At 42.3% G+C, this 13,663-nt stretch carries 15 protein-coding genes; 11 read left to right on the forward strand and 4 right to left on the reverse strand.

Annotation, left to right across the window (positions count from 1 at the left end):
* Positions 1–8 precede the first annotated feature (8 nt).
* A complete protein-coding gene (gene kdsD / locus PSF11_RS09595) occupies positions 9–977 on the reverse strand; it encodes an arabinose-5-phosphate isomerase KdsD (RefSeq protein WP_014657575.1) in 969 nt (322 codons plus the stop codon).
* 483 nt (positions 978–1,460) lie between these two features.
* Between kdsD and mlaF the strand changes: the two genes are divergently transcribed.
* The 7 genes from mlaF (at position 1,461) to murA (ending at position 6,337) form a co-directional block, all read left to right on the forward strand.
* Complete coding sequence (mlaF, locus tag PSF11_RS09600; protein WP_004925466.1) at positions 1,461–2,264, forward strand: phospholipid ABC transporter ATP-binding protein MlaF; 804 nt, start codon at positions 1,461–1,463, stop codon at positions 2,262–2,264.
* A 6-nt stretch (positions 2,265–2,270) separates the two neighbouring features.
* Positions 2,271–3,053, forward strand: coding sequence for a lipid asymmetry maintenance ABC transporter permease subunit MlaE (gene mlaE, locus PSF11_RS09605; RefSeq protein ID WP_004925463.1), 783 nt, complete (start codon positions 2,271–2,273; stop codon positions 3,051–3,053).
* Positions 3,054–3,056: 3 nt separating this feature from the next.
* On the forward strand, positions 3,057–3,566 hold the full coding sequence (mlaD, locus tag PSF11_RS09610) for an outer membrane lipid asymmetry maintenance protein MlaD (RefSeq protein ID WP_004925461.1): 510 nt from the start codon (positions 3,057–3,059) through the stop codon (positions 3,564–3,566).
* 34 nt (positions 3,567–3,600) lie between these two features.
* A complete protein-coding gene (mlaC, locus tag PSF11_RS09615; RefSeq protein ID WP_004925458.1) occupies positions 3,601–4,227 on the forward strand; it encodes a phospholipid-binding protein MlaC in 627 nt (208 codons plus the stop codon).
* A 4-nt stretch (positions 4,228–4,231) separates the two neighbouring features.
* Positions 4,232–4,522 (forward strand): lipid asymmetry maintenance protein MlaB, encoded by a 291-nt coding sequence (mlaB, locus tag PSF11_RS09620; RefSeq protein WP_004925456.1) that lies wholly within the window; start codon positions 4,232–4,234, stop codon positions 4,520–4,522.
* 140 nt (positions 4,523–4,662) lie between these two features.
* Complete coding sequence (gene ibaG, locus PSF11_RS09625; protein ID WP_004925453.1) at positions 4,663–4,917, forward strand: BolA family iron metabolism protein IbaG; 255 nt, start codon at positions 4,663–4,665, stop codon at positions 4,915–4,917.
* A gap of 157 nt (positions 4,918–5,074) precedes the next feature.
* Positions 5,075–6,337: a UDP-N-acetylglucosamine 1-carboxyvinyltransferase gene (gene murA / locus PSF11_RS09630; protein ID WP_004925449.1), complete on the forward strand. Its 1,263-nt coding sequence runs from the start codon at positions 5,075–5,077 to the stop codon at positions 6,335–6,337.
* A 94-nt stretch (positions 6,338–6,431) separates the two neighbouring features.
* On the opposite strand, the gene degS is transcribed toward murA, so the two are convergent.
* The 3 genes from degS to zapG form a co-directional block, all read right to left on the reverse strand.
* Entirely contained in the window at positions 6,432–7,496 is a 1,065-nt protein-coding gene (gene degS, locus PSF11_RS09635) for an outer membrane-stress sensor serine endopeptidase DegS (protein ID WP_004925447.1), read from the reverse strand.
* A gap of 187 nt (positions 7,497–7,683) precedes the next feature.
* On the reverse strand, positions 7,684–9,078 hold the full coding sequence (locus PSF11_RS09640) for a Do family serine endopeptidase (protein ID WP_164457004.1): 1,395 nt from the start codon (positions 9,076–9,078) through the stop codon (positions 7,684–7,686).
* A 436-nt stretch (positions 9,079–9,514) separates the two neighbouring features.
* Complete coding sequence (zapG, locus tag PSF11_RS09645) at positions 9,515–9,919, reverse strand: Z-ring associated protein ZapG (RefSeq protein WP_004925439.1); 405 nt, start codon at positions 9,917–9,919, stop codon at positions 9,515–9,517.
* 221 nt (positions 9,920–10,140) lie between these two features.
* Between zapG and zapE the strand changes: the two genes are divergently transcribed.
* From zapE to sspA, 4 genes are all read left to right on the forward strand, one after another.
* Positions 10,141–11,274 (forward strand): cell division protein ZapE, encoded by a 1,134-nt coding sequence (gene zapE, locus PSF11_RS09650; RefSeq protein ID WP_072502763.1) that lies wholly within the window; start codon positions 10,141–10,143, stop codon positions 11,272–11,274.
* Between the two features lie 276 nt (positions 11,275–11,550).
* Positions 11,551–11,979, forward strand: coding sequence for a 50S ribosomal protein L13 (gene rplM, locus PSF11_RS09655; protein ID WP_004925433.1), 429 nt, complete (start codon positions 11,551–11,553; stop codon positions 11,977–11,979).
* 15 nt (positions 11,980–11,994) lie between these two features.
* On the forward strand, positions 11,995–12,387 hold the full coding sequence (gene rpsI, locus PSF11_RS09660) for a 30S ribosomal protein S9 (protein ID WP_004258235.1): 393 nt from the start codon (positions 11,995–11,997) through the stop codon (positions 12,385–12,387).
* Positions 12,388–13,021: 634 nt separating this feature from the next.
* Positions 13,022–13,663 carry a stringent starvation protein SspA gene (sspA, locus tag PSF11_RS09665; RefSeq protein ID WP_004925425.1) on the forward strand — a complete coding sequence of 214 codons (642 nt, stop codon included), beginning with the start codon at positions 13,022–13,024 and terminating at the stop codon, positions 13,661–13,663.

The raw sequence follows: 13,663 nt of genomic DNA on the forward strand, positions 1-13,663 counted from the left end.
ATTCCTTTTTATACCACGCCTGCTTGTAAGAGGTCGTGCATATGCAAGACACCCACTAATTTATTACCTTCAGCAACCATTAACGAAGTAATATGTTTAGACTGCATTAGGTTGAGTGCTTCTACTGCTAGCATATTCTGTGACACTCTAATTCCACCACGGGTCATTACATCGGCGATTTTGGCATTATTAAGATCGATGCCCATGTCGAAAATACGACGCAAATCACCGTCGGTAAAAATACCAGCAATATTCATTTCGTCATCACAAATAACCGTCATACCCAATTTTTTGCGAGTAATCTCAATTAAAGCTTCACGTAACGTTGCTGTTTGAGGAATATGCGGAATATCATCGCCAACGTTCATTAAATCACGAACTAGTAGTAAAAGTTTGCGCCCTAGTGCGCCACCTGGGTGGGAAAGGGCGAAATCTTCTGGCGTAAAGCCTCTTGCCGTCAGTAGCGCAATAGCTAAAGCATCCCCCATTACCAGCGTTGCTGTTGTACTGGTGGTTGGTGCAAGTCCCAGTGGGCAAGCTTCTTTTGGTACTTTGATGCATAGATGGATATCTGCATATTTGCCCATACTGCTATTGGGATTATTGGTCATACAGATCAGCGGAACTTTAATTCGCTTTAAAACAGGCAGCAGCGCAAGGATCTCACTTGACTCTCCTGAATTAGAAATCGCCAATACAATATCTTTATTAGTGATCATCCCTAAGTCACCATGGCTGGCTTCTCCGGGGTGAACAAAGAAAGAAGGGGTACCTGTGCTGGCTAATGTTGCTGCAATTTTTCGCCCAATATGTCCCGATTTCCCCATGCCCATCACAACAACCTTCCCTTGGCAGGCAAAAATGCGCTGGCAAGCGTGAGTAAAGTCATCGTTGATATATTGTTCTAAGTTTTTTAGGCCTTCACTTTCGATATGGAGAACTTCTTTGCCTACTTGCTGAAAATCGATGTTTGACATTTTCTGTTCCATGCGTAGCTTTTCAGTTAATCGGATTAGCGAGCGCGAATTGTATAACGAATACTTACTATCAGTAAGTGCTTTGTCAAATTAGTCGAATATTCATTGTACTTTAATGAATACTAACGGTGTTGTGATTAACAAAAACTTAAGTCAAAGAGCGCTTTGCATTTATTAGCATCATAAACCAAATAAAAGATGATAAACTTTAGTATTCTCAAACGATAACAAATTTTTAAAGTCTAAGAGCTATCTGCTTTAATTGCGTAAAAATCTGGTTAATTATAAGTCGTTGAACTGTTTTATGTTCCCTTTAGTTATATAAATACACATTTTGAACATCAACAGAAATATTTCGAACGTTATAATACTATAAATACAATCAGATGCGATATTAGACGATTTTCGGTTTATCTTTCTGTAAGATCGTGCTCTTGGTGCGTCTAAAAGACAAAATTCATGGTGTAATGAGCTATCAAACAAATGCAAGCACAGACAGACAACTTAATTGAAGTACGTAACATGTCTTTTACCCGTGGTAGTCGGAAAATATTCGAGGATATTAACCTAACCGTACCACGCGGTAAGATAACGGCAATTATGGGGCCTTCAGGGATTGGTAAAACCACCTTATTACGTCTCATTGGTGGTCAGTTACGCCCAGAACAAGGTGAAATTTGGTTTGATGGTGATAATATTCCAGCGTTATCACGTTCAAAATTGTACCAGTCGCGTAAAAAGATGAGCATGCTTTTCCAGTCTGGTGCGCTGTTTACGGATATGAATGTGTTCAATAACGTCGCATTTCCGCTGCGTGAACATACCAACTTACCCGAGTCATTGATCCACACAACGGTGATGATGAAACTAGAGGCGGTTGGTTTGCGTGGTGCTGCGAAATTGATGCCTTCAGAGTTATCAGGCGGGATGGCAAGACGAGCTGCACTAGCTCGAGCGATTGCACTTGATCCTGAACTGATCATGTTTGATGAGCCTTTCGTTGGGCAAGACCCCATTACGATGGGAGTTTTGGTCAAATTGATTGATGAGCTTAATCAGGCGTTAGGCGTGACTTGTGTTGTGGTTTCTCATGATGTTCCTGAAGTACTGAGCATTGCGGATAAAGCCTATATTGTGGCTCAGCAGCATGTGATTGCGAAAGGAACGGGGGATGAACTACGTAACAACCAAGACCCGCGTGTTAGGCAGTTTTTAGATGGTATTGCTGACGGGCCTGTACCGTTCCGTTTCCCCGCCAATGATTATCTGGCTGATTTATTAGGGTAAAATAAGATGATAGTAGAGGCAATTGCTGCCCTCGGACGTCGGTGGATTGAAATTTTTTCGGCCTTTGGGCGAGCGGGTTATATGCTATTTCGCTCATTAATTGGGAAACCTGAGTTTTCCAAGCAGTGGCCATTATTAATTAAGCAGTTATATGCTGTTGGTGTGCAATCACTCTTGATTGTTGCTGTCTCAGGGCTATTTATTGGTATGGTGCTTGGGTTACAGGGCTATTTAGTTCTGACAACGTTTAGCGCGGAAGCCAGCCTTGGTATGATGGTGGCACTATCTTTGTTGCGTGAACTTGGTCCGGTTGTGACAGCCCTTTTGTTTGCAGGGCGGGCAGGCTCAGCATTGACGGCTGAAATTGGCTTAATGAAAGCAACAGAACAAATTTCTAGCCTTGAAATGATGGCGGTGGATCCTCTTCGTCGAGTGATAGCACCGCGTTTTTGGGCTGGTTTTATTAGCATGCCATTGCTATCACTGATATTTGTTGCAGTAGGTATCCTAGGTGGTGCATTGGTTGGCGTTGATTGGAAAGGGATTGATGAAGGGTTCTTTTGGGCCTCAATGCAATCCTCCGTTGATTGGCGGATGGACATTGTAAATTGCTTTATCAAGAGCTTAGTGTTTGCCATAACGGTGACTTGGATTGCGTTGTTCAACGGCTATGACGCTATCCCAACATCGGAAGGGATTAGCCAAGCGACAACACGAACCGTGGTCCATGCATCGTTAGCGGTTCTTGGTCTAGATTTTGTACTTACAGCACTGATGTTTGGGAACTAAGTCATGCAAAGTAAAAAAAGTGAAGTATGGGTAGGTTGTTTTATATTGCTAGCGATTGCGGCAATTATTTTTCTGTGCCTAAAAGTGGCGGATATAAAATCGCTCGGTAGCCAATCGACTTATCAGATTTCGGCCTCTTTTGAAAATATTGGTGGCTTAAAAGAAGGTTCCCCAGTGAAAGTGGGGGGCGTTGTGATTGGGCGCGTTGCTAGCATTACGCTTAACAAAGAGACCTATGTGCCTGATGTTAAAATTGACCTACTAAGTGAATATAATAATATTCCTGATACCAGCTCATTATCTATTCGTACTTCCGGCTTACTCGGTGAGCAATATATTGCGATGAATATCGGGCCCTATGGTGAAGGTCTCGATGCAGAATTATTGAAAGATGGTGGACGTATTGAAGATACCAAACCTGCGATGGTTTTAGAGGATTTGATAGGTCAATTCTTGTATAAGAGCGGCGATAGCCAAGGCGCTGAATCTCAACCTGCTCCTGCTGCTAATTGATTCGATGTTAAGACGAATTTAGAAGGAATAACTTATGTTTAAGCGCTTAATGATGATAGCAATGTTAGCGATTGCACCATTTGCAATGGCGATAGATCAAACCAACCCGTATAAGCTGATGGATGAAGCGGCTGAAAAAACCTTTACCCGTTTAAAGAATGAGCAGCCGCAAATTCGTAAAGACCCTAACTACCTGAGAACTATTGTTCGTGAAGAATTATTGCCATATGTACAAATTAAATATGCAGGGGCTTTAGTCTTAGGCACTTACTACAAGAACGCGACGCCTGCGCAGCGTGACGCTTACTTTACTGCTTTCGAAGCGTATCTTGAGCAAGTTTATGGTCAAGCACTCGCGATGTACCATGGTCAAACTTATCAGATAGCACCAGAGCAACCTATTGGGAATAAAAACATTGTTGCTATTCGAGTCACCATCATAGATCCAAATGGCCGTCCACCAGTACGCCTTGATTTCCAATGGCGCAAAAACAGTAAAACAGGTAACTGGCAGGCCTATGATATGATTGCAGAGGGCGTCAGTATGATCACGACCAAACAAAACGAATGGGGTGATATCCTGCGTAAACAAGGCATTGATGGCTTAACAAAACAGTTAGAAATCAGTGCGAAAGCACCTATTACGCTGGAAGAGAAATAGTCAAATGAGTCATGATCTTACGTGGGAAAAGTCATCATCGGCATTGTTACTGTCCGGCACATTAGGCCGAGACTCTTTGCTGGTGTTCTGGGAAAAGCGAAAATCATTACTTGCTGAGGTTGAGCAAATCGATGTTTCGGGCTTGGAACACGTTGATTCAACAGGGCTAGCAATGCTAGTGCGCCTAAAAGGCGAATTGGCAACAGAAAAACGCTCACTGAAGATAGTCGGTATGAGTGATAATCTAACAACCTTGATGGAGCTTTATGGTGTTAAGTCATTATTGCTAAGTTAAGGTCAGTTTGTGTAAAGAAAGGCGCCTCTGCGTGTTTTTGTGCACCAGAGGCGTTTTCTTTGGTTTAAGAATTGTGACGGATCCTTTAGGATAGACGTCTATTTATACCCGTAACCAATGATTATAAAATTGAGTCATATATGGAACCCAACGAAATAAAACAAGTATTGATGGATAAGCTATCTCTGGATGAGGTAATTGTTAATGGTGATGGCAGCCACTTTCAGGTTATTGCCGTCGGTGCCATGTTTGAAAATATGAGCAGAGTCAAACAGCAACAAGCTGTTTATGCCCCTTTAATGGAGTATATCGCGGATAATCGTATTCATGCGCTTTCAATAAAAGCATATACCCCAGCAGAGTGGGCTCGCGACCGCAAGCTAAACGGTTTTTGATAAAAAATCCGCGAACAGTATTTAAAATCTATACTCCAAATATTTCACGTTGCCTGTCGTCGCTCAATAAAAGGAAGTTCTAGCAAGCCACTGGACTAAGGAAGTCGATTACATCCGCAACTTGAAGTATGGCGAGTGTGAATACGAGAGTAACCGAATGGATAAATTTTTAGTTAAAGGGCCTACCCGCTTAGAAGGTGAGGTAACAATTTCTGGTGCGAAAAATGCCGCATTACCAATTCTGTTCGCTGCGCTGTTGGCTGAAGAGCCGGTAGAGATCCAAAATGTACCTAAGCTTAGGGATATCGATACAACGATTAAGCTGCTGAATCAACTCGGAACGAAAGTTGAACGTAATGGTTCCATTTATGTTGATGCCAGAAATGTCACTGAATACTGTGCACCTTATGATCTGGTCAAAACCATGCGTGCTTCCATTTGGGCTCTCGCACCGCTAGTCGCTCGTTTTGGTCACGGGGAAGTTTCTTTACCGGGAGGCTGCGCGATTGGCGCTCGTCCTGTTGACCTACATATCTCAGGCTTAGAGCAGCTCGGCGCGCACATTATCCTAGAAGACGGCTATGTGAAAGCGACGGTTGATGGGCGTTTAAAAGGCGCTTGTATTGTCATGGATAAAGTGAGTGTTGGCGCTACGGTGACTATTATGACCGCGGCAACATTAGCTGAGGGCACGACAACTATTGAGAATGCCGCTCGCGAGCCAGAAATTGAAGATACGGCTAATTTCTTAAATACATTAGGTGCCAAAATTACCGGTGCTGGTACTGACCGCATTGTTATTGAAGGGGTTGAGCGCCTAGGTGGTGGTACCTATCGTGTACTGCCTGATCGTATTGAAACAGGTACTTTCCTTATTGCAGCAGCAGTTTCAAAAGGGAAAGTGGTTTGCCGTAACGCTCGTCCAGATACACTAGATGCCGTTTTGGCGAAGCTGCGCGAAGCAGGTGCTAAAATTGAGGTAGGCGAAGATTGGATCAGTCTTGATATGCAAGGCAAACGCCCTAAAGCGGTTACTTTGCGTACTGCACCGCATCCTGGCTTCCCAACAGATATGCAGGCTCAATTTAGCCTATTGAATTTAGTGGCTGAGGGTGCAGGGATGATCACAGAAACAATTTTTGAAAATCGTTTCATGCATATTCCTGAATTAATTCGTATGGGCGCGCATGCTGAAATCGAAAGTAATACTGTGTTATGCCATGGTGTGGAAAAGCTAACTGGAGCACAAGTCATGGCGACAGATTTGCGTGCATCAGCAAGCTTAGTCATTGCAGGTTGTATCGCGGAAGGTACTACAACGGTTGATCGTATCTATCATATCGACCGCGGATATGAGCATATTGAAGATAAGCTGCGTGGTTTAGGCGCGAATATCGAACGGATCAAATCTGACGATTAATTCGTGGATGAGAGCGATAAGATAAACATAAAAAGTTGTTCAAATTGAACAACTTTTTTTTGTATTGCTGTGGGGGAGACTCTCAGAAAATAGCCTAGCCCGCTTGCCCTTCAGGTATCTCTTCGATGATCACATCGACATCTTTTACTTCACCATCACGTAAGATTTTTACTGGTACTTTGCTACCGGGGCGGATCTCTGCCACTAAGTCCATCGTTTCAGCGGCTGATATTGCAGGCTTATTATCGACGGATAAAATAATATCCCCTTGGAGAATGCCGGATTTAGCCGCTGGGCCATTGGGAGCAACTTGGAAAACGCGCAAACCTTTAATCTGATCGATATTGTTGTTGTTGGTTCTAATTTGCGGTAATTCACGTGCGGTGATCCCAATATAACCTCGGATCACACGCCCATCACGGATCAGTTTTTCCATAATTTTTGTAGCCAGTGCTGTTGGGATAGCAAAACTTAGGCCTTCTGAACTAACCCCTTGGCCTGCACTGAACGAAAGCGTGTTAATACCGACAAGCTCTCCTTCGCTATTAATCAAAGCTCCCCCTGAATTACCTGAATTAATCGATGCATCGGTTTGTAAAAAGTTTTGCCTCCGAGTGGAGCTTAACCCTACACGACCTGTTGCACTGATAATCCCTTGGGTGACGGTTTGACCAATATTATATGGGTTGCCGATAGCGAGCACGACATCGCCTACATGGGTGACGCGGAATTTATTAATTGGGATAACGGGAAGATTTTCTGCATCAATTTTTAGTACAGCTAAATCAGTCAGAGCATCCGAGCCAACTAATAGCGCATCAAAAATAGAGCCATCCTGTAAGGCGACTAAGATTTGATCAGGGTTATCAACCACATGCTTATTGGTGATGATATAGCCATTTGAACTCATGATCACACCCGAGCCAAGTGATTTCAATTCGCGACCTGATTGAGAAAAACTGCCTTTTGAGCTGCTATAAACATAAACAACGGCTGGAGCGGCTTTACGCACAGCCTTATTATAACTGACAGGTTCGCTATCTATTTTACCATAAAGCAAATCTGCTAAGCCTTGAGGACGTAGGGAAGGAACCGCAACGATAATAATCATAGCGATTAATAGGCCTAGCATTGCTGCCCAGATAAGCTTTTTCACCATAAGATATCGAATTATTCAGGTTGTTGATGTTAATAAAGGGAACTTGAGCATAACATAAAAAAACAGGCACAGCAGTTTGTCCTGTACCTGTTTTGATCTTTTACAACAATTTTGTGTAACGCTCTAAATATTTCGAGTTAAAGGAAGCCATATGTAACCGACATTCACTCGAAGTACAGAGGGCTAATTAGTTTTTCATCAACAGATATAAGGTTTCACCACCACGCAGAACCTTCATAGCAAGTACTGGTGGTTTAGCATCAATGACTTTACGGAACTGTTCGATGGTTTCGACACGAACATCGTTTACACCGTAAATGAGGTCACCTTTCACTAAACCGACAGCCGCTGCTGGTGATTTAGGTGTTACGTTATCGATCTGTACACCTTTGGTGTTATTAACTGTTGCGTTAGATAATGTTGCACCAAGTAATGATTCACTCAGTTTTTCCGCTTTAGTGGCTTCGCCTTCATTGTTTTCTAAAACCACTTTAACATCCATTGGTTTTCCTGAACGGATCAAACCAATCGTGATCTCTTTACCAATCTGGCTAGTACCAATTTTGGCTCTCAGCTCAGCAAAGCTGTTGATACGTTTACCATCAACAGACACGAGGACGTCGCCTGATTTAATGCCTGCTTTTGCGGCAGAAGATTTAGGCAGAACTTCACTGACGAATGCGCCGCGTTGAGCATCGATATTAAAGGCTTTAGCAATATCTGAATTCATTTCGGTGCCTTTAATACCCAAAATACCGCGTCTTACTTCACCGTGCTTAATTAACTGCTCACTGAGGTTTTTCGCCATATTACTTGGGATAGCGAAGCCGATACCGATGTTACCACCGCCCGGAGCTAAGATTGCGGTATTGATACCAATCAATTCACCGTTTAAGTTAACCAGAGCACCACCGGAGTTACCGCGGTTGATAGAAGCATCGGTTTGGATAAAGTTTTCTAACCCTTCAAGGTTTAAACCACTACGACCCAGTGCCGAAATGATACCTGAAGTCGCTGTTTGCCCTAAACCAAATGGGTTACCAACGGCAACGGCAAAGTCACCAACACGGAGTTTATCTGAATCTGCCATGCTAACGGCGGTAAGGTTTTTGATATCTTTCGCATTGGTGATTTTCAGTAACGCAATATCGGTTTGCGCGTCTTTACCAATGAGTTTGACATCAATTTCACGCCCATCATTCAGTTGGATTTGGATCTTATCCGCGCCATCAATCACGTGATTATTCGTTAAAATGTAGCCTTGTTGTGCGTCAATAATAACGCCGGAGCCTAAGCCCTCAAATGGCCTAACACTTTGTTGTTGTGAAGGGATATTTGGGCCAAAGAAGAATTTTAATTCTTCTGGGATCTGCTGATTTTGAACGCGCGTACCAGAAACATGGATATTCACCACCGCTGGCAGTACTTTTTCAAGCATAGGTGCCAAGCTTGGCATATTTTGGCTTTGTGCCGTTGCTGGTAATGTCGCAGGCAAAGCAGCACTGCTAATTGAAGGTAAAATTGAAAGGGATAACCCTAGGCTCATTGCGACTGCAGTGAGAAAGAAATTTTTTCTTTTCATCATTCCGTAGATTCTCTCAAGAATAAAATTTATCAGGTTGTAGCCTTGCTACACCAATCAGGATATTTTTCTCATATCAGATTTGATTTTACTGATAACTATGACCATGGATTATGCGCAAAAGTTCATACAACGGGTAGCGGTTATCCATTATTTTACATCTATTTACATGTATTGTAGATGAGGACTTAATTTCTATACAGTTTTGAAATAAAAAGAAATATTTAATATGAAACGATATATTGTGAAATAGAGTTAACTGATTAATTTACAGCAGCAAACTCGTTGGTTTAGTGTAAATAGAAAATGATATTTGGTATCCACCAGCAAATTGCTTTGCTGGTGGTTCGACTCGTTATATTTTAAGTTGCAGCTTGCTGGATGAAGCTATTGTTCGCGCGCTGCCCCTCAAATACTTTAGAGCATAAATGAATAATTACTTCTCTTTTTCGTCAATAGGACGGAATAACCCTGATGCCCCATCGGAATAATCTCTTGGTGGCATTTTGACGGGTGCTTGGTCATTATCCGCTTCTGATTCTGTTAAGCGATAATTGAACGGGTTATCTTGCGCTGGCATATCTGGCATTAACTCAGATGAGCTTTGAGCCATATGCTGATATAGCTGACGATAATCACGAGCCATATTATCAAGTAATTCTGCACTGCGAGCAAAATGACCGACTAGCTCCTTACGGTACTCTTCTAGCTCAGTGTTTTTCTTGTCTAATTCAGCTTGTGCTGTTTTTTGTTGACGAAGTTTTGGGTTCCCATAACGGACAACTAATGCGCCGATGATGAAACCAATAACTAATCCAATTAGTGCATACTCCCAGGTCATGCTGACTCCTTCGTTTACTTCACTGTTCGCAGAAATTAAGCTTGGCTACCTATAACTATACCTGTTAATCACTAAAGAGTGGAATACTAAGGTGAAATTCCTTACTCTATTTAGCATTCGTTAACTAGACGTTAAATAATAAATGAATCTGGTTATAATAAGGGCAGTGTATACCATATAACGGTAAAAAAACCGAAAATTTTTTAAGGATTATTCAGTTAATGTCGCCGATGTCTCCTACTATGCGTTATCAGCAGGCTCTTGCTGAAGGTCACTACCAGCCTGATGACGTACAAAAACGTGCTGTAGAGCGTTTAGATGAAATTTATCAGCAACTGATCGCGTCATCCTCTTCAAATGAACAAAAGGAAAAGCCTTCTGGGTTGAAAATGCGCTTAGAACGTCTACTAGGCAAAAAGCATGCTGCTGTGACTGAACCTGTACAAGGGTTATACATGTGGGGGGGAGTTGGCCGAGGTAAAACTTGGCTTATGGATATGTTTTATGAAAGTTTACCGGGAAACCGGAAACTTCGTTTGCATTTTCATCGGTTTATGAAAAAAGTCCAAGAAGACTTGATGGCTCTGCAAGGTCAAGAAAACCCGCTAGATATTATTGCTGATGAGTTTAAAAAACAGACGGATGTCCTTTGTTTTGACGAGTTTTTTGTTTCTGATATCACGGATGCGATGATTTTAGGCACATTGCTTGAGGGGCTATTTGCCCGAGGCATCACGCTTATTGCGACATCCAATATTATCCCTGATGAGCTGTATCGTAATGGTCTGCAACGCGCTCGTTTTCTACCTGCAATTGAACAAATTAAAAAATATTGTGAAGTGATGAATGTTGATGCTGGGGTTGATTATCGGCTAAGAACATTAACTCAGGCTCATCTTTTCCTCTCTCCAATAAATGAAGAAAATCGCCAGCATCTCAATGAAATTTTCGTGAAGCTGGCAGGTAAGCAAGGCGAACAACAACCTGTATTAGAAGTGAATCATCGCAAAATGCAGGCTATCAGCAGCGCAGAAGGGGTACTTGCGATTGGTTTTAAAACATTGTGTGATGAGCCTCGTAGCCAAAATGACTATATTTATCTAGCCAATTGTTATCACACTGTCATTTTATATGATGTGCCAGCGTTAGATTCCAAACAAGAAAATGCAGCACGGCGATTTTTGGCGTTAGTGGATGAGTTTTATGAGCGTAAGGTTAAGTTGATCATTAACGCACAGGTGCCGATGGAATCGCTTTACCAAGGTAATTTATTAGCCTTTGAATATCAGCGCTGCCTTTCTCGTTTACAGGAAATGCAAAGCGAAGAGTATTTAAAGATCCCGCATTTGGCTTAAGTCGATTAAATACCGGCATGCTATTCGCACAAAAAAGACGCAGTTCACCGCGTGGTGAAAAAAAATGTGTTTTGGGGTCGATTTTTATTGCTGACTTCTCTATAATCTTGCGACCCCACGTTACAGCGATATTTTCTTATTTCCCAAGAAATATCGCATAATGCCGGCTAGGCTGCTCGAAGGGGTAGGTTTGCTGGACAAGAGTCGTGTGAACCTCACAAAGCTTATGAACATGAGTGTTCACCAACGTGTAACTTCAATATTGGGTAAGTTTTAATGAAAACTTTTACAGCTAAACCAGAGACCGTAAAACGCGACTGGTACGTTGTTGATGCAGATGGCAAAACTTTAGGTCGTCTTGCAACTGAATTGGCTCGCCGTCTGCGCGGTAAGCATAAAGCGGAATATACTCCGCACGTGGATACTGGTGATTATATCATCGTTCTGAATGCAGAAAAAATTGCTGTTACCGGCAATAAGCGCGAAGACAAAATCTACTATCGCCATACAGGCCATGTAGGTGGAATTAAGCAAGCGACTTTCGAAGAAATGATTGCTCGCAGTCCTGAGCGTGTGATTGAAATCGCGGTTAAAGGCATGTTGCCAAAAGGGCCTCTGGGTCGTGCAATGTACCGTAAACTGAAAGTTTACGCAGGTAACGAGCACAACCACGCGGCACAACAACCGCAAGTTCTTGACATTTAATCGGGATTATAGGCAATGGCTGAAAATCAATACTACGGCACTGGTCGCCGCAAAAGCTCTTCCGCTCGTGTCTTCATTAAGCCAGGTAGCGGTAACATCACAATCAATCAGCGTACACTGGAACAGTACTTTGGCCGCGAAACTGCGCGCATGGTCGTTCGTCAGCCGCTAGAGTTGGTTGAAATGTTGGAAAAACTGGATCTGTACATCACTGTTAAAGGTGGTGGTATTTCAGGTCAGGCAGGCGCAATCCGTCACGGTATCACTCGTGCACTGATGGCTTATGATGAGACTCTTCGTTCTGATCTGCGTAAAGCTGGTTTCGTTACCCGTGATGCGCGTTCTGTTGAACGTAAAAAAGTTGGTCTACGCAAAGCACGTCGTCGTCCACAGTTCTCCAAACGTTAATTTGTTGCCCTTTGGGCATAAAATTGATGACAAAACCCGTCTTTATGGCGGGTTTTTTATTGTCTTGAATTTATCGTTGTGGGGGAGCGGATCTTTTAGGGGAATGGTATCCAATATGTTGTAACGCTTTATCTTTTTAGGCTGGAAGAGACTGAATATTATTTATTGTGGTGAAAAAGGGTAAGTGATTCGCTAATATAAATCTATTGCATATAAAAATTATGCAAACAGTATATTGTTAGTCTCAGTTGCTGATCTTTAGGTAATTTACTCACTTTTGAGAAAAACCATTTTCTTTCTGAAAGTGATAACTTTAGAGTTAACTTCAAGGTTTATATGCTAATAAGTTTTCATTAAGTATGTTAATGCTCTATTTTTTATGTTTTTATTTGTCTTAAAAGACATTTAGTTATGATTTTTTCATCAACATCCCCCTAAGTTGCACAAAATCTGCTAGAATATGCGACTGCTTTTTATTTTCTTATTTCTCGCAGCATTATTGCGAGAGGGTTGTGCTGGCTTTCAATATGGATAAATGAAAGTTTTAGCACAGGGGATTTTAAAATGAGCGGGCTCGTAATTATTAAAAAACTTATTACAGTTTAGTTCATTTTTATGCAACTTGGAGGTTTTAATGGCTGTCGCTCCTAACAAACGTTCGGTAATGACATTATTTTCAGGGCCAACCGACATCTTTAGTCATCAAGTCCGTATCGTTTTGGCTGAGAAAGGGGTTAGCGTTGAGATTGAACATGTCGAACAAGGTCATCTGCCTCAAGATCTGATTGATCTAAACCCATACCAGAGTGTTCCTACTCTTGTTGACCGTGATCTGACCCTATATGACCCACATATCATCATGGAATACCTTGATGAGCGTTTCCCTCATCCTCCATTAATGCCTGTTTATCCAGTTGCGCGTGGTACTAGCCGTCAACTGATGCATCGCATTGAAAAAGACTGGTATTCTCTGATGTACAAAATTGAGAAGGGAAGTGCACAGGAAGCCGATAACGCGCGTCGCCAATTAGCTGAAGAGCTGATTGCGGTGTCACCCGTTTTTGCTGAAATGCCTTTCTTTATGAGCGAAGAGTTCAGTCTCGTTGATTGCTATTTAGCACCGCTATTATGGCGTTTACCTGTATTGGGTATTGAACTGAAGCCTTCAAGCAGCAAGCACCTGCAAATGTATATGCAACGTGTTTTTGAACGTGACGCATTTTTGGCTTCACTGACTGAATTAGAGCGCGAAATGCGTCTTTCGGCACGAGGCTAA

The organism is Providencia sp. PROV119 (assembly GCF_028482435.1).
Lineage (GTDB): Bacteria > Pseudomonadota > Gammaproteobacteria > Enterobacterales > Enterobacteriaceae > Providencia > Providencia stuartii.